12 protein-coding genes and 1 other RNA gene are annotated in these 16,623 nt (G+C 63.4%); 7 read left to right on the top strand and 6 right to left on the bottom strand.

Going from position 1 to position 16,623, the window contains the following annotated elements; all coding sequences use genetic code 11:
* Positions 1-3: 3 nt before the first annotated feature.
* Positions 4-1,368, top strand: a complete 1,365-nt coding sequence (locus NTZ43_06160) for an MATE family efflux transporter (protein MCX5766790.1) — start codon at positions 4-6, stop codon at positions 1,366-1,368.
* Here the strand turns inward: NTZ43_06160 and NTZ43_06155 are convergent.
* The 3 genes from NTZ43_06155 to NTZ43_06145 all read right to left on the bottom strand — a co-directional run bounded on the left by NTZ43_06155 (position 1,365) and on the right by NTZ43_06145 (position 3,762).
* Complete coding sequence (locus NTZ43_06155) at positions 1,365-2,129, bottom strand: creatininase family protein (GenBank protein ID MCX5766789.1); 765 nt, start codon at positions 2,127-2,129, stop codon at positions 1,365-1,367. The two genes, NTZ43_06160 and NTZ43_06155, sit on opposite strands and share 4 nt — an antisense overlap.
* The gene (locus NTZ43_06150; protein ID MCX5766788.1) at positions 2,126-3,217 is read right to left on the bottom strand and encodes a succinylglutamate desuccinylase/aspartoacylase family protein; all 1,092 of its coding nucleotides are present in this window, start codon (positions 3,215-3,217) and stop codon (positions 2,126-2,128) included. Before NTZ43_06150 ends, NTZ43_06155 begins: the two co-directional genes overlap by 4 nt.
* Positions 3,218-3,309: 92 nt before the next feature.
* Positions 3,310-3,762, bottom strand: a complete 453-nt coding sequence (locus NTZ43_06145; protein ID MCX5766787.1) for a PTS sugar transporter subunit IIA — start codon at positions 3,760-3,762, stop codon at positions 3,310-3,312.
* 136 nt (positions 3,763-3,898) lie between these two features.
* On the opposite strand from NTZ43_06145, the gene dusB reads away from it, so the two are divergent.
* The 4 genes from dusB (at position 3,899) to ssrA (ending at position 7,700) form a co-directional block, all read left to right on the top strand.
* On the top strand, positions 3,899-4,906 hold the full coding sequence (gene dusB, locus NTZ43_06140) for a tRNA dihydrouridine synthase DusB (GenBank protein ID MCX5766786.1): 1,008 nt from the start codon (positions 3,899-3,901) through the stop codon (positions 4,904-4,906).
* On the top strand, positions 4,903-5,655 hold the full coding sequence (gene larB, locus NTZ43_06135; protein MCX5766785.1) for a nickel pincer cofactor biosynthesis protein LarB: 753 nt from the start codon (positions 4,903-4,905) through the stop codon (positions 5,653-5,655). Before dusB ends, larB begins: the two co-directional genes overlap by 4 nt.
* A gap of 23 nt (positions 5,656-5,678) precedes the next feature.
* Positions 5,679-7,301 (top strand): sensor domain-containing diguanylate cyclase, encoded by a 1,623-nt coding sequence (locus NTZ43_06130; protein ID MCX5766784.1) that lies wholly within the window; start codon positions 5,679-5,681, stop codon positions 7,299-7,301.
* A gap of 39 nt (positions 7,302-7,340) precedes the next feature.
* Positions 7,341-7,700: a transfer-messenger RNA gene (gene ssrA / locus NTZ43_06125) on the top strand.
* A gap of 130 nt (positions 7,701-7,830) precedes the next feature.
* Here ssrA and NTZ43_06120 read toward each other — a convergent pair.
* Positions 7,831-8,439, bottom strand: coding sequence for a peptidoglycan DD-metalloendopeptidase family protein (locus NTZ43_06120; GenBank protein MCX5766783.1), 609 nt, complete (start codon positions 8,437-8,439; stop codon positions 7,831-7,833).
* Between the two features lie 452 nt (positions 8,440-8,891).
* On the opposite strand from NTZ43_06120, the gene NTZ43_06115 reads away from it, so the two are divergent.
* Both NTZ43_06115 and NTZ43_06110 read left to right on the top strand, forming a co-directional pair.
* Complete coding sequence (locus NTZ43_06115) at positions 8,892-11,255, top strand: M14 family zinc carboxypeptidase (GenBank protein MCX5766782.1); 2,364 nt, start codon at positions 8,892-8,894, stop codon at positions 11,253-11,255.
* Positions 11,256-11,325: 70 nt separating this feature from the next.
* The gene (locus NTZ43_06110; protein MCX5766781.1) at positions 11,326-13,122 is read left to right on the top strand and encodes an amidase; all 1,797 of its coding nucleotides are present in this window, start codon (positions 11,326-11,328) and stop codon (positions 13,120-13,122) included.
* A gap of 42 nt (positions 13,123-13,164) precedes the next feature.
* Here the strand turns inward: NTZ43_06110 and NTZ43_06105 are convergent, their stop codons facing one another.
* Complete coding sequence (locus NTZ43_06105) at positions 13,165-14,724, bottom strand: Type 1 glutamine amidotransferase-like domain-containing protein (protein MCX5766780.1); 1,560 nt, start codon at positions 14,722-14,724, stop codon at positions 13,165-13,167.
* Between the two features lie 91 nt (positions 14,725-14,815).
* Positions 14,816-16,516, bottom strand: a complete 1,701-nt coding sequence (locus tag NTZ43_06100) for an alpha/beta hydrolase-fold protein (GenBank protein MCX5766779.1) — start codon at positions 16,514-16,516, stop codon at positions 14,816-14,818.
* Between the last annotated feature and the right edge of the window lie 107 nt (positions 16,517-16,623).

Here is a 16,623-nt window from a genome sequence, read left to right as displayed (position 1 = left end):
TAGATGCTGCCCCTCGCGCAGCTCCGCCCCACGAGCGGCGAACTGCGCGAGATGCTGCGGCTCGCGTGGCCGATTGTGCTCGCGCAGGTCGGCGTGATGATGATGGGCGTCGTAGACACCGCGATGGTGGGGCGCGTGTCGCCCGACGCCATTGCCGCTGTGGCGCTCGCACATATCTACTGGTCGAACCTCTTCCTCTTCGGGATGGGGCTCCTGTTGGTTCTCGACCCAATCGTGTCACAGGCCGTTGGCGCCAAAGACACGGTGGGCGTGGCGCGCGGGGTGCAGCGCGGCGTGATCATGGCCGTGGTGCTGAGCGTGCTGATGTCGGTGGCGATGTGGCCGGTGGAGCCATTCTTTCGTTCGATGCATCAGCCAGATGGCGTGGTGCCGATCACGGCGAGTGTGATTCACTGGCTGATATTTGGTGTGCTGCCGTCGTTTTTGTTTGTGGTGTTCCGGCAATCACTGCAGGCCATGGGCACGGCGCGCGCCATTGTGGTGTCGATTATCGTGGCGAATGTGCTGAACGTGGTGCTGAACTGGGTGTTGATTTACGGGCATTGGGGCGCACCCGCGCTCGGCCCCGCCGGTTCGGCGATTGCCACGGTGATCAGCCGGTGGGTGACACTGGCGATCATTGTGGCTGGCGGGTGGTCGCATCTGCGGCCTACAATCCGCCCGTGGTTGCCCGAGAGCTTCGCGCTGAAGCCCATGGTGCGAATGCTCGCGATTGGACTTCCGGTGGCCTTGCAACAGCTGCTCGAGATGGCGGTGTTTTCGATGGGCGGGTTAGTGATCGGAACTTTTGGCGTTGTGCCGCTCGCGGGACACGAAATTGTGTTGAACTTGGCGTCCATCACTTTCATGGTGCCGGTGGGAGTCGGCGCGGCAGCAGCGGCGATGGTCGGCCGGGCGATTGGCCGCGACGACGTGTCCGCCGCGCGGCGCGACGCGGTGGCCGCCCTCGCCGTGGGGGTTGGGTTCATGACTTTCGCCATGCTGGCGTTCACCCTCCTCCCGCGGTTCATCGCGAGCGGCTTTGCCGCGGACGCCGCCACCGTCGCTATGGCGTCGTCGCTCCTTCCCATTGCGGGGCTCTTTCAGGTGTTCGACGGAATCCAGTGCGTGTCCGCCGGCATCCTGCGCGGCACCGGCGACACGCGGGTGCCCATGCTCCTCCACCTCGGCGGCTTTTGGGGAGTCGGGATCCCGCTGGGGCTCGCCCTCTCGCTCTGGGCCGGAATGGGCCCCGCGGGGATCTGGTGGGGCTATGTGGGGAGCCTGATTGCCGTCGCCTTCCTGCAACTCAGCCGCGTGCGCTGGCGGCTGATGCAGGACATCAAACGACTACACATCGAGCATTAGGCGTACGGCGCGGCCGTGTCGAGTGCGGCGAGTTCGGTGAAATAGCCCGCGATCTGCTCGCACACCAAGTCGAAGAAGCGCGCGCCTTTCTCCGCCGTGGCAGCAGCGGGATTCCCGATGCCCGTGTCGGCGCTGACCTTGGTCCATTGGCGCGGCGCCCAAGCCCATCCTTCGCGAATCCCGCGGAGCTTCGACTTCTTCTCGGCGCCATCGCCGGCGCTGCTCAACGGACGCACGAGATCGGCCGCGATGTGCTGCATGACGCTCGTCTCCAACTCGCCTGCGTGATCGCCGAGGTCGGCGAAGTGCCCCTTGGGATCCACGACCTTGTACCAGTTGATCGTCGAGAGAAAGACAGCCGTGCGCGGCTGCAGCTCACGAATGATCTGTTTGAAATCATTCCCGCCGTGGCCGTTGACGATCACCAACTTTCGAACGCCGTGTCCCTCCAGCGCTGAGCAGATATCGGCCAGCACGGCAGACTGCGTGGAGGGATTCATGTTGATGCAGAGCGGAATGTCGAGCTGGCCCGTGTTCACGCCGTACGGAATGCAGGGGAGGACAATCGCTTTGGTTCCGCGCTCCCAGGCGCGACGCGCGGCTTCGGCGGCCACCGCATCGCTCTGGATGTTGTCGGTGGCGTAGGGAAGGTGGTAGTTATGCGCTTCGGTCGCGCCCCACGGAAGCACGGCGACACTGTACGCGGTGCCGCGTACTTCGGCCCATGTTGTTTCGGCGAGAATCCACGGACGAGCGGTCATGGCTTTGGCTTGGCGTAGGCTGGGGGCGCGCCCTCGTACCGCTTGGTGACGGTGACGATCGTTGCGCCTTTGGAAAGGGATGGGACGCCGCGAATGAAACTCACCACACCGTCCTGTGGTGCCACCACGTCGCCGGTGCGACGGCCAACGTAATCAGTGATGAATCCAACGCGCGCGCCTTTGGCGATGGTGACGCCGCGCTTGACGGTGGCGTAGAACATGCCGCCGCCCTCTGCGCGCACGCGTTCGTCCGGCCCCACCCAGAGGGGATGCACCACCGGTTTCATGGGGTGGGTCATCATCTTCATTGAACTGAGGAGGTTGGCCGACCCTTCCACGAGCATGGCTGTTTCTTCGGCGGTGACGAGCCCCGAGTGGCCGGCTTCCGCGACGAAGGTGGTTTTGCCGAGTGAGAGCGCGTAGCCGCTGAGGCTACGTGTGCTGGCCGGGTTCGCGAGGTCGATATCGCGCACGATGATCATGTCGAGGCCAAAGGCGAGCGCGAGTTTGCGTGACGCGCTGTCCTGTGAGACGACGCCGGTGCGAATCCAATAACTATACGGGCGCAGATCTTCGTCGAGGTCGCCGCCGTGTACGTCCACCACCACATCCGCAATGCGCACGACATTCTGCGCGACGGAGGCGAGTACGCGCACCGTCTGCGTGCCGGTGACATCGCCAGGGTACTGCGTGTTCATCCCTTTGCGGTCCACGGGGTTTACGTGCGGCACCATCTGCTCAAAGGACGCGACGTTGAGCAGCGGCACGACGATCACCGACCCGTGCAGCTGCGCAGGGTTGAGACGATCGATCAGCCGTGTCATGGCGACAATGGAGGTGTATTCGGTGCCGTGCGCCCCGGAGACGAAGGCGACGATCGGCCCCGGCGCCGCACCGTGAATCACGGCCACCTGAATGGTAGTACCGGAGTCCACGCCGGCCGGAATCACGAGCGTGCCGTACACGCGTTCGCCGCGGTGAGCGGTCGCGGATCCCACGGTGAGCGTGGGGAGGGAATCAACCGCCTGAGCGGGAAGCGCCGGCGAGACCACAGCCAGCGCGAGGAGAGAAGCGAGGAGTGCGCGCATGAGTGGAACTTGAGCGCGCGACTGCTGTGATGCTAGGGTGGTGCTACTGTCGCGCGAGACTACGAAGGCCGAGCGGGCGCTACGGACTTGCGTCAGACGCCTTTTTCTTCGAGGAGCTTCATGAACTCGGCCGGCTGCGTAATGGCGAGCAGGCGTTCCGGAACGTCCGGCTCCTTGGAGAACTGGGCGATCTTGCCGAGGACCGGGAGGTACTGGTTCGACACTTCCAGCGGCGGGGCGACGATCAGGAAGAAAAAGTTGACCGGCTTTTCGTCGATGGCCTTGAAGTCGAGCCCGTCTTTTTTGCGGCCGAACGCCACGCGGAGCTTGTTCACCACGAGGGAGCGGCAATGCGGAATGGCGATACCGCGGCCGATGCCGGTGCTACCGAGGTTTTCGCGGCGCTTAAGCATCTTGAACAGCATGGCCTCGTTCTTTTCGTCGAGGCCGAGCAGGGCGATCATTTCTTTGAGGACTTCGTCTTTGGTGGTGCCGACGAGGTCGAGCTTTACGGCGTCTTCGGAGAAAAACTCGCGCAGTTCCATGCCACGTCCTCTACTGAAAAGGGCGCATCAGGCGCGCCAGCGAAACGAGCCTGCGAGAATCAAAGATATAGCGGGGGACAATGTGAGTCAAATCACGATGTTGCAAGCAGTTGGCTACGGGTGTACCTTGCAGGGAATGCCCACTTTTCCGTACCCGGTCGCGCACGCTGTGCCGCTCTTTCTGGCCCCGATGGCTGGGGTGTCGGAGTCGCCGTTCCGTCGGCTCTGCCGGCGCTATGGGGCGGATGTCGTCGTGACGGAGTTCTTGTCGGCTGAGGGAATCCGCCGCGAGAACGAAGCAACCATCTCCAAACTGCGTTTTGGTGCCGACGAACGGCCCATTGGCGTGCAGATCTTTGGGGGCGAGCCAGGGCCGATGGGCGAGGCCGCCGCGCTGGTCACTGACGTGTTTCAGCCCGAGTTCATTGATATCAACTTTGGCTGTCCCGTAAAGAAGGTGGTGCGGCGCAACGGTGGATCCGGCTGTCTCAAGGATCTGGGGCTCGTGCAGGAGGTCATTCGCGCGGTGGTGAAGAACACCCACCTCCCGGTGACGTGCAAGATCCGCAGTGGCTGGAGCGAGGAGATGCGCGATCCCGTGAAGATTGGCCTACACTGCCAAGAAGCCGGCGTGAAGGCGATTGCCATCCATCCACGCACGCGCACGCAGATGTACACAGGGAGCGCACGGTGGGAGGAAATCAGTCTCCTCGTGCAGGCGCTCGAGATTCCCGTCATCGGAAATGGCGACATCAAGACCGCCGAGGACGCGTTCCGGATGCATAAGGAGACGGGATGCGCCGGTGTGATGATTGGGCGCGGATCGTTTGGCCAGCCGTGGATCTTCACGCAGGCGCGTGCGCTGCTCAACGGCGAAGCGCCGCGCGCCACGCCTGGGGTGGAAGAGCGCTTTGCACTCGCGCTCGATCACGCGCGGATGGTGCAGAGCTATGAAGTGGACCCCGAAGGCGCTGCGATCGAGTTCCGCAAACACCTTGGCTGGTACGTGAAGGGGCTGCACAACTCGGCTGATCTCCGCCGCAAGCTGCACTTGGTGAACAGCTTTGGTGAAGTCGAGGGGATCTTCGCGGATTATCTCGCGGAGCATGCCGCGAATCAGTCGCTCGAGGCCGCGTCGCCGTGAGGCGTGACCGCGTGCGCGCGCTGCTCGATGCCGTGGCGAGCGGGCACACGCCAGTGGACGATGCGCTCGTGCAACTCGACCAGGCTCCGCTCGAGGCGTTGCCCTTTGCGCAGATCGACCATCATCGGGCGTTGCGCAATGGTTTTCCCGAAGTCGTGTTTGGCGAAGGCAAAACCGTGGAACAGGCCACGGCGATCTGCGAGCGGATTGCGGCGCACGGCGACGGGTTTTTGGTAACCCGCGCCTCGCCGGAGTTGCGCGAGGCCTTGGTGGCACGGTTCGCTGGCGCCGAGTCGAATGCGCTCGGGCGCACGGTATTGTTGCGCGGCGCGGCGCGTGTTGCGCGCGCTGACGCACGCACCGTTCTGGTGATTACCGCAGGTACGGGCGATCTCCCCGTCGCTGAGGAAGCGGCTGTCACGCTCGATGCGCTCGGCTGCTCCGTGGCACGGCTGGTGGATGTGGGGGTGGCGGGGATTCACCGGCTCCTCTCGCAGCAGGGCGCGCTCGCCGAGGCCGGTGTGGTGATTGTGGTCGCGGGGATGGATGGCGCGCTTCCGTCGGTGGTGGGCGGCCTCGTGCGGGTGCCGGTGATTGCTGTGCCGACGAGCATTGGCTACGGCGCGAGTTTTCACGGACTGGCCGCGCTGCTCACCATGCTCAATAGCTGTGCGGCCGGCGTGACGGTGTGCAACATCGACAATGGCTTTGGTGCCGCGATGGCCGCGGCCCGGATACTCGGCGACTAGTGCGCGCCACGGGGCGTTGAGCGATGTGGCTGCTCGTCGCCTTCGTGAGTGGTGCCGTGGTCTCGTTGGGCGGCGCGTGGTGGAAACGGCGCAGCGAGCACGAGCGCCCCGCGCTTTCTGATCGTGTGTTCGGGGCGGTTCGGAGCGCTGGCGCGACCGTGGACGTCGCCGCCAATCCGCCATCTGACGCGCTCGTGCCGTCGAGAGATGTGTTGCTCACGAGCCATCTCCGTTTGGTGCGCGATGCGTTGCTCGCCGATACCGTGATGCTGTGGCGGCGTGCGTCGGCGAGCGCGCCCTTTGTCTGCGTGACGACGGCGAACGGCGTGCGGTGCGACCCCGCGACATGGGGCACGGTGCAACAGCGTGAGTTGGCGCGCTGGTGCGCGGACGAAGGGATTGTGTCGTTCGATGCGGAAGCCGAGTCGCCGCGTTTCGTGGTGGCGCCGGTGCGCTGGCCGGTGAGCGAAACGCCGACGCCCCCTGAGGCGCCGGCGTTGTTGCTGGTGGCGTCGCTGTCGAGTGAGCGCGTGTGGAAGCGCGAGGCACTCAAGGCGATGGTGCAGGGACACGCCGCGCATGCCGGTGTGCTCTGGGCATTATGGGAGCACGATACGGCGATGACGGCGCAGAATCGTGAACTACGCGCGCTGGTGCGCACGGCGCTTGAAGTGCAGGCTTCGAGCGACCCCGCCGAGCTTGAGCGCAATCTGGTGGAGCGAGCGGTGGAGGCGACCGGCGCGGATTTCGCTGTGCTCGTGCAGTGGGATCGAACGCAGCATACGGGGACCGTGCGGCGTGTGACCGCGCAGCATCCGCTTCCTGCTCCGGCGGTGGGTGAGATGGTGACGGTGGATTCGATCATTGCGCGAGCGTGCATTGATGGCACGCCGCAGTTGTGGGATAACGCGCAGAGCGTGGCGCGCGCGAATCGCGTGTACGGCGGGCCTCGAGAGATTTCCGCCGGTGCGTCACTCGCGGTGATCCCGATGCGTCGTGGGGCGCACAGTCTGGGCGCGGTGGTGCTGGGGAGCAATGCCCGCGACGCGATGCCGCTGCGCGATTTGCGCACGGCGGGGCTCTTTGCGCAACTCGCGGCGTCAGGGCTTGAGGCGGCGTGGGAGCTGGAGGAGGTGAGCCGGGAATCGCAGACCGATGCGCTCACGGGGCTGTGGAACCGGCGGCGATTCAACGATGACCTTGTGCGCGTGCTGAATGAAACCGATCGGTTTGGCGGTCAGTGCGCGCTGGTGCTCGTGGACGTGGATCACTTCAAAGCCGTGAATGACAACTACGGCCACGAGTGCGGCGATGCGGTGCTGAAGTTGGTGTCGCAGGCATTGCTTGAGCATCTGCGCAGCACCGATATGTGCGCGCGCATCGGCGGCGAGGAGATTGGCATTGTGCTGCCGCAGACGGGGCGTGACGGGGCCTTGGAACTCGCGGAGCGGCTCCGTGCGGCGGTGGCGGCCGGTGTGCTCCCGTGGCGAGGCGGGGCGGTGCGGGTGACGGCAAGTTTTGGGGTGGCGCTCTACGACGCGGGGAGCGGCGAAGCGTGGCGAAAACGCCACTTTGCACTCGCGGACGCGGCGTTGTACGCGGCCAAGCGAGACGGCCGTAACCGTGTGGAGTGTGCGTCCGGTTGAACCAAGGGGGGCTTTCGGTGTATCTTTCCCCTGTAGCTCGGGGGCGACTGGAATCGATTGTGTGGGTGGCCCCGTAGTTGCGTGCCCAGGTCCTCGGGTTCCTGGTAAAACACTCGGGAAATTTTCAACTGCGAACAACAACTTCGCTCTTGCTGCGTAACTTCTAGTTACGTCCAGCAGTGCCCATGAGGAAGCCCGCCCGGGGCGGCTTCTAGGGTATCGCAAATCCGGGCTAGCCTTACGTCGCGCCTTCCGGCGTCGGGCAAAACTATAGAGGGCTCATCCAGTATTCGGAGGCCTACCGGCCAGGTACTGGAAACATCAAACGGTAGGATACGCACGTAGACGCTGCGGAAGATCTTATGCAAGACGGGAGTTCGAATCTCCCCGCCTCCACTGTGAGAGCGTGATGCTGTGAGTAAACGAGAGGGGGAGTCTTTCGACTCCCCCTCTCGTTTGTCTTGGTAGCCGGACAGGAGTCAGATCGGGCTGAGCTCCTGTTCGGCTATGTGTCTTTGTGCGTGTTGTGCTATGGCGTAACCGTCGAAGCGGTGCACACGGTCCCGTTGCCGTTGATACGCTGAGCGGCGGTCGTGTAGGCCGAGTTGAATGCGGTCGTGCCGAATGTCTGCGGGCAGTAGGCGAACTTTGGCGTTTGATCGCGGTTGATCTGAAGCTCCGTACGCCCGCGGTTGTTGAATGTCAGTACTCCCACGGTTCCCAGGACGGTACCAGGGGTGACTGCTTGCCCGACGATCACCCGTGGATTGCTCACGTGGTCGTAGATGATCGACCAAATCGACGCGTCCGACGGTTTCGTAACAATCGTCTTGTCGACCCCGTTGGAGGAGGGGTAGATGTCGATCACCTTGCCAGGCGACGATGCCGACACAAGGGGCGTCGCGTCCGCGGTTTCAATCTCGTACGTGGGGTTTTGAAGATTCGACGGGAGCTTTGCGCCGAATATAAAGAACGTAATGGCCTGGTCCGTCGCGACGTTTGGCACCGACAACACCGGTTGCGTTTCGTCAGGTTTCGACGTCGTCGGGCTGCTCGGCGATAACGAGGAGCCGCCGCCGCTACACGCAATGCCGAGAGTGGCGAGCAGAAATCCTACCGGAGCAAGAGCGATGCGCATGATGGCGGTTCCCGGCGGTATAAGAGAGCGTGCTTCCTGTCTCTAGTGCCGAGTCTCGCGTACGAAGTCATGGCAGGTCAGGATAGGACTATGAATAGCGATGGTACAAGGATGGGGCGCTACTACACGCCGCGCCAGTAGACGATAGTGGCGTATGTGGGGCGTGTTTGCTGTGCTCACGTTGCGGGCGGTTTGCGCGTGGCATGCCGGACTCACGAAGCGGCAAGTGGCTGCCGTTCCTTCGGAATCGCACCGTAAAAGGTGGTGTTGCCAGTTTGGGTCGTGTCATGAAAAGGAGAGATTGCTCTGGATGCAGCACCCCGCCGTCACTACAACAAGGGGGCTCCGACGGGGCGCCCGTTTGACGTTTTGCGGCGCTACAGCGTAATCAGAGACTTGACGTACTGGCGGCCCGCTCCGAACGTTGCCGATATCCCATTAGCCCACCATCGATGACACACGTCCGACTCCGCTCCTTTGCCTCCGCACTCTTGTGCGCGCTCGCCCTCGCAACGCCAGCCGCCGCTCAAAAATCAACCGCTAAACCGCTCCCCAATTTTGAGCAGATGTTCGGCTTCAAGCCGGGCGCGGACCGTACGCTGCCGAGTTGGAAGCAAGTCACCGAGTACTTCACCGCGCTCAGCAAAGTGAGCCCGCGCGTGCAGCTGCGCACGCTCGGCAAAACCGTCCTTGGTCGTCCGTTTCTCGTGGCGTTCATTGCCGATTCGAGCGCGCTCGCGAATCTCGAGCACTATCGCACGATTCAGCGCAAACTGATGGACCCGCGCGTGCGTACGGCGAGTGACGTACGGGAGAAGCTCATTGCCGAAGGCAAGAATGTCATCCTCGTGACCTGCTCCATTCACTCCACCGAAGTTGGCGGATGGAGCACGGCGCTGGTGCTAGCCGATCGACTGGCGCGAGCGAGCGACGCCGAGGCGAAGATGATTTTGGCCAACACGATCATTATGCTCGTGCCCAGTCAGAATCCCGACGGCGTGGACATTGTGGGCGACTGGTATCGCGCCACACTCAACACGGCGGCCGAAGGTACTAACCCGCCGGAGCTCTATCACCACTACACGGGGCACGACAACAATCGCGATTGGTATGCGTTCACGCAGCCCGAAACGCGCTACACGGTGGACTCGCTCTACACGCCGTGGGACCCGGAAATCGTGAATGACGTGCACCAACAGGGCGGCAACGCGGGGCGCATCTTTGTGCCGCCGTACATGGACCCGGTGGAGCCGAACATCGATCCGATTCTCACGTCGAGCACGAATGCCTTGGGCCTTCAGATGACGTGGAGCCTGATTCAGAGCGGCAAGACCGGCGTCGCGAACAATGCGAGCTACGACCAGTGGAGTCCGGCGCGTCAGTATTCGCTCGTGCACCGCGGGGCGCGCATTCTCACCGAAACCGCCAGTGCGCGACTGGCGACGGCCGTTGACGTACCGTTCGACCGGCTCGGCACCGGCCGAGGCTACGATGCGCGTGAGGTCAGTTGGAACTTCCCGGCGCTCTGGCCAGGCGGGAAGTGGGGGTATCCGGATATTGTGGACTATCAAGTTTCCGCATCGTGGGCGCTGTTTGTGCACGCCGCACGCGACCGCCGAGCTTGGCTCGAGTCGTACGCCACGATGGGCGACCGCGCGCTCGGCAAGATGCCGGCGTGGGGAAAAGACCCGTGGCCGACGGCGTTCATTATTCCTAAGTCGCAGAGCAGCGCCAGTTCGCTGCAGCGGATGATCTGGACACTCCAGCACGGTCAGGTAGAAGTACGCGAAACGACTGCGCCGGCGTCCGTTGATGGAAAGACGTATCCCGCCGGGAGCTACGCGGTGCTCGTGAAGCAGCCCTTTGGTGGCTATGCCAAGTCGCTGCTCGAACGACAGAAGTATCCGAACCTCTTTGAGTATCCTGGCGGGCCGCCCAAGCGGCCGTATGACGTGACGGCGCACACGCTGCCGCTGCTGTTCGGTGTGGAGGTGGCCACGGTGATGGGCGCCGCGCCCACAACGGGGAAGGTGGTCGCCGAGGTGAAGGAGCCGACGTTTACGGCGCCTTCGCTCTCGGGAGTGAGCAGTAAGCGTATCGGCATCTATAAGAGCTTTGCCGAGTCGATGGATGAAGGGTGGACGCGCTATGTGTTTGATACCTATCGCGTGCCCTTTACTTCCTTGCATGACAATGACGTACGGGCCGGCAATCTCATTGCGAAATACGACGTGATCATCATGCCAGCGCAGTCGGCTGGTTCGATTATGCGTGGCGTGGGGAGTGCCTATCCGGATTCGCTAAAGGGCGGGCTTGGCGAGGCTGGCGGCTCGGCGCTGACGGCTTTCGTTGAGGCTGGCGGCACGCTACTCGCATTCAATGAGGCGTCGGATTACGCTATCGAAACGATGAAGCTGCCGGTGAAGAACGCGCTCGCCGGTGTGCGCAACACGGAGTTCTACGCGCCGGGTTCGATCTTCGCGGTCGAAGTGGATCGTACGAACCCGGTGGCGAAGACGTTCAATGCCCCGACGCCGTCTGTTTGGTTTGAAAACAGTCCCGCCTTTGATATTACGGATCCTTCGCAGGCGGTCGCAGTCGCGAAGTACGCCGCCACGGGGAACTCGCTGCTTTCCGGTTGGTTGTTGGGTGCGTCCAAACTGAACGGCAAAGCAGCGCTCGTGGACGTCTCAAAGGGGAAGGGGCATGTGATGCTGTTTGGTTTCCGTCCGCAGTATCGAGGGCAGACCGAATCGACACTGCCGCTGATCTGGGGCGCGATCTTGCGGGGCACAGACAACTCAGTCAAGCCATAGCTTGCTCACGTCGCAACGAGGGCCGTCGGTTTTCGGCGGCCCTTAGTTGTTTCACTCACGGAGATGACAGGTGAATACACGCCGCCAGTTTCTGATTACTGCACCGCTCGGGCTGATTGGTGCGGTGTCCGCCTGCCGCAGTGACACGCCGGCCGCCGCGTCTGCACCACCAGCTGGCGCGCCACCGACCTTTGGCACGATGCCCGCTTCTGGGCCCGCCGTGACCACGGCGACCTTTGCGGAGGCCGAAAAGCTGGCGCAGGTGACGATGACCGCCGCTGAGCGAGAGCAGGCGGCGGCGAGTTGGCGGACGTCGATTGCCGCGATGTTAGAACGGCGCACTGGGCCACGCAAAGTGGCGATCAGCGATTCTGTGGCGCCCGCGACGCAGTGGAATCCCGCGATCGCTGGAACGGTGGCTGGCCCAGCCCACGATCGGTTCATTCGTAGTACCGGAGATCCGGGACCTCTCCCCACGACGGACGCCGCGATTGCCTTTGCCCCCGTGACGCAACTCTCGCGTTGGATTGAGACGCGAAAGATCACGTCGGTGCGACTCACAAACATCTATCTCGAGCGGCTTGAGCGATTCACGCCAAAGCTGCGGTGCGTCATTACCCTCACCAAAGAGTTCGCGCTGGCACAGGCGGGCAAAGCTGATGCCGAGATTGCCGCGGGGAAGTATCGCGGGCCGCTGCACGGCATTCCGTACGGCGTCAAAGATTTGCTCGATACGGCTGGCATTGCCACGACCTATGGGGCGGAGTTTCACCGCAATCGTGTGCCCACCACCGATTCTACCGTGGTGAAGCGATTGAATGACGCCGGTGCCGTGTTGGTCGCAAAGTTGAGCTTAGGCGCGCTCGCGCTCAACGACATCTGGTTCGGCGGGCAGACCATGAACCCGTGGCTGCTCGAGGAAGGCGCGTCTGGCTCTAGCGCAGGCCCTGGCTCGGCGACGGCAGCCGGACTGGTTGGATTTTCTATCGGAAGCGAAACCGGCGGGAGTATTGTCAGCCCTGCGATGCGCTGTGGCGTGACGGGCCTTCGCCCGACGTACGGCCGCGTGCCGCGGACCGGTGCGATGACGCTCTGCTGGTCGCTCGACAAACTCGGGCCGATGACGCGGAGCGTGGAAGACGCAATGCTCGTGTTGCACGCGATCACTGGGCCGGACGGAGCGGACGTCGCGTGCGTCCCGTGTCACCTCGACTATGATGCGGCCGCGCCCGTGAAGGGATTGCGCGTGGGCTACTTCCCCGCGTGGATGAAGGAAAACCCCGCGACGGAGGTTGACCGCGCCGCGCTGGAGGCCGTACGGAAGCTTGGGATGATTCCTACCGAGGTCACGCTCCCAAATTGGCCGCACGGGGCGCTGAACGTGGTGCTCTTTGCAGAGGCGGCCGCCGCCTTCGAAGAGATGACGCTCTCAGGCACTGACGACCAACTCTCCTCGCAGGTGAACGACGCGTGGCCAAACCTGTTCCGTCAATCGCGCTTTTTGTCGGCCGTCGATTTTGTTCAGGCAGACCGGATGCGGCGGATGTTCGCGGCAGAAATGGCGCGCATCTTCCAGCAGGTGGATGTACTGCTCGTGCCGTCGCTGCGCGATGAGATGCTCACGATCTCGAATTTCACGGGGCATCCGTCGCTGACCATGCGGGCCGGATTTGTGCAGGTGGCGGAAGCGCGGAGCGACTGGGCGCCCGACCCCAAGCACCCGCTCCCGAAGTTTGCGCCACCTCGTCGTGTGCCGCACGGCATCACGCTCCTCGGCAGGCTCTTTGACGAAGGCACCATTGTGCGGGCCGGAGTCGCGTTGGAAAAAGCGTTCAACGTGGTCGGCGAAAACCCACCCGGGTTCTAGCAGCAGGGCGGCCTCGGCGCCGCCCTGCCGGTAGGGTCGTGATTACGGCTTGGCGATCAACCGATCGGTGATCTTCTCGGCGATGCCGCGCGCGTCGGCGGTGACATCGTTGGTGAGAATGATGACCGTGGCGTGTTTATCGGGAATGCGGATAAAGGCGTTGCGCTTGCCGGCATCGGCACCATACGCGCTGTAGCGTGTGGTGCCGTGATATGTGTCCACTTCCCAGCCTTTGGACGCGTCGATGCTCTCGCGGGCTGCGCCCGAGTCGGCGGAGGCACCGCGCGTATAGGTGCGCGGCACTTCGAGGCCAAGCGCGAGGCGATAGAGTTCGTCGACGTTCGAGAGGACGTCACCCGCCTCGTTCGCCGTCGTCTTGTGCAGACCGACTGGCGACGAGGCGCGCTGCGTCACGCAGCGCTGGAACGGGGTGAGCGGAGGTGCCGGCGGCCCGCCGCGCCCTCTGCCGGCCGCTCCCGCACTATCCGGAGCCGCCGCGCCGCGCCCACGTCCCGCGGGCTCTGGCACCTGCGCGCAAATCGCCTCGAACACTTTGGTGATTCCACCGAGCGAGAAATTCGGCACGGTGGTGGTGGGCATAAACTTTGGCTGCGCTGGGATGCCAAACGATTGGTCGATAAACACTTTTCCATTCTGCGCCACAAGCACCGTGGCTCCGCCGGCGGCGGGGGCATCGTACTTGGCGAGAAGCGAGTGAATGAACGCCGGTGATACAGGCGAATCACTGACGGCACGGTGAATGACGCGCCGAGCGGCGAGGTCGTAGCTGTCGCCGGGGTGGAGCGTGACAAACGGACTCCCCGCGTCGTTGGCATCTTTGCTGCCATAGACGAACGCACGGTTGCGGCCGACAATCGTGCCTGTGTCCCCGCGGACGACCCATGCGGTGCCTTCGTCTTCTGAGATGCCGAGAAGATTCGGGTACTTGGTGAGGATGGAGTCAGCGAGATCGGCGAGCCGTTCGCGCGCTACAACGTGCTGATCGATGCCCACGCCACGGAGGTAGGAGAAGCCTTTTTGGTAGCCCGGATAATCCATGATGAAGTTGTTGTTCGACGGCGCGCCGCGCACGAGGAAATCGCCGAGGATGGAAGCGCCGGCGGAGGAGCCACCGACGACGCCTCCGCGTGCGAGCACGTCGTTGAAGGCCGCTTCAGTTTTTGTGCCCGCGTACGCGTCCACGAGGTGAAACTGACGGCCTCCTTCGAACCAGATGCCGCCTGCTTTCTTGATGATGGCGACGAAAGAGTCGGAGTCGGCGATCTTCCGGTCTTTGGTGAAGAGCGTGTAGATGTTTTTGGCGCCCGCCTGTTTCCAGCCGCGCGTGCCCGGTCCGTCTTGCGGATACGAGTCGGCACCACCGGCGTTGGGAACGTCAATGATCAGCGCGTCCGGGCCGCCCGCTGCCGCAATGAACCGGTCGTAGATCTCGGGGCCCATGGAGCCGCCGCCAACCACGATCACGGTGCCGCGGGCAGGACCCACGCGCGGGGCGGGGGAGGCGGACTTCCCTGCGGATTGGGCGTGCAGGGCGTAGGGAAACGCGAGCGTGGCGAGCAGGGCGGTGCGGAAGCGGGACATCAGGCTCTCTGCAGGAGTGGTCGGTTTATACCGCATGCAAACACTGAGGTCGGCACGGCAACGCACACCGTGCCGACCTCACGGACTGAGCTTAGTACTTCCACCACGGCGTCGTGGTGCCCGTCGGCATTTTGCGCAATCCGTATTCTGCCATTTCGCGAAGGCGATCGCCGTTGGTACCTGGGCCGCTCCAGCAATGCGGCTTTTGGTCGCCGTAGACGAAGGTGCCTTCGTAGTGCGGGTTCTTGGTGGTCTTCATCCACGCTTCCAGTTCGCGGGTGGCGCGATCGAGGAAGAAGCTGTCCATATTGCCGACATAGATGTGTAGTTTGTCGACGAGCTTGGGGCCCACGGTCGTCCAGTTGCGCTGGAGGTAATAGAGGAGATCGTAGTTCTCGCGCCAGTAGTCGGTGACCGAGTGATCGATTTCACCGGTGCGCGAGTTGACGGCCGGCTTGAAATAGCCGTCGGCGCCTATAGGCCCCCACGAGGCTTGCCAGATGTCTTGCTGTCCGGTGCCGGAGCGGCCGTGCGTGCCGTTGACGAGCTCCATCCAATAGCGTTGCTGTGCGGTCTGCCGGATTTCACCATTCACTTCGCGCGAGTTGACGGTAGGCGTGAGTTGCCACTCGCTGTAGTTCTTATAGAAGGCGTTTTTGTCTTTGTACATGTTCACCCCTTCCACGTCGGTGAACGTGACGGGGTCGGGGCAGGAGGACCACGTGCCGCCAAAGAAGTCGGGGTGATAGATCTGCAGGGCGAGCGACTCCCATCCGCCCGTGGAGCCGCCGGAGAGCCAGCGGGCCCACGGCTCGCGAATCACGCGGAAGCGCTTTTCTACTTCGGGAATCAATTCATCCATGAACGCGTCGCCGTAGGGACCCATATTGACGCTGTTGACGGCGTAGGAATCGTCGAAGTACGGCGTGGGGTGCTGGAAGGTGACCGCCAGCAGGCGCGGGAACTGATCAGAGAGCCACTGCTCGCGGAAGGCGGGGCCGGCGGCGCCGCGGCCACCAGCGCCTGCCTCGAAGCCATACGGCGCGGCCAAGCCGAAGTGGCCTTGGATGTAGTTCACCGGATAGCTAATCGTGGACGTTTTATAGTCGCGCGGCAGGAGCACCGTGGCGCCCACGTAAATGGGGCGGCCCCAGAACTTGGTGAGTTTGGGGCTCTGGATTTTGAATCGCACCACATACTCGTTGTCGGCCGGTACGACGATCGGTGGAATGATCTGATCGGCCACGAGGCGCACCACAGCTTTCGCCTTGGTGTCGAGGTGCACTTTGCGCGGAGCACCATACAGGTTGCCAGGAGAGCGCGTCCAGTTCTGCCCCTCCCATTGGTCGTCGTGCATCCAGAGCACGTGCCCGTCGGCCCGTTTGAACTCGGAGTAGATGCTCACGACCGGCTGGATCCAGTAATCGCCGGCCGGAATGTCGGCCATGTCAAACACCGGCGTGCCGATCTCATTGCCATCCACCACCGCGGCGGTACCGGCGGCGAGATTCTGGACGTCGTGCCCAAAGAGTGGCGTGCCAACGCGTCCCACGAGTGTGCGCGGTTCGCGCGAGCTATCGCGCGAGATGATCACAAACACACGACCGGTGATCGGCTCGCGGCGGACGGCGGCGGGCACGCTCACCTCGAACTTGACCAGCGCTTTTCCCGATGGTCCGGGGAGGATGACGGGGGTCTGCGCAGCGGCGATGCGAGCGGAGGAACCGCTGGCGATCGCGCCGAGCAGGAGGGCGGCTGTGAGGGTGATGCCGCGTTGAGCGAGCGGATGCATGAGCGAGGCTCCTGTGGGCACTTGGCAATCTACGATAGTTGGGCGGGCGTGAGCGACCCACTTGGGCGGGATTGAGCGACCCATAGTTGTACGCTGTCGTTCCGAAC

It is taken from the genome of Gemmatimonadota bacterium, from assembly GCA_026387915.1.
Classification (GTDB): Bacteria; Gemmatimonadota; Gemmatimonadetes; order Gemmatimonadales; family Gemmatimonadaceae; genus Fen-1231.
This window is presented reverse-complemented; position numbering and strand designations above follow the sequence as displayed.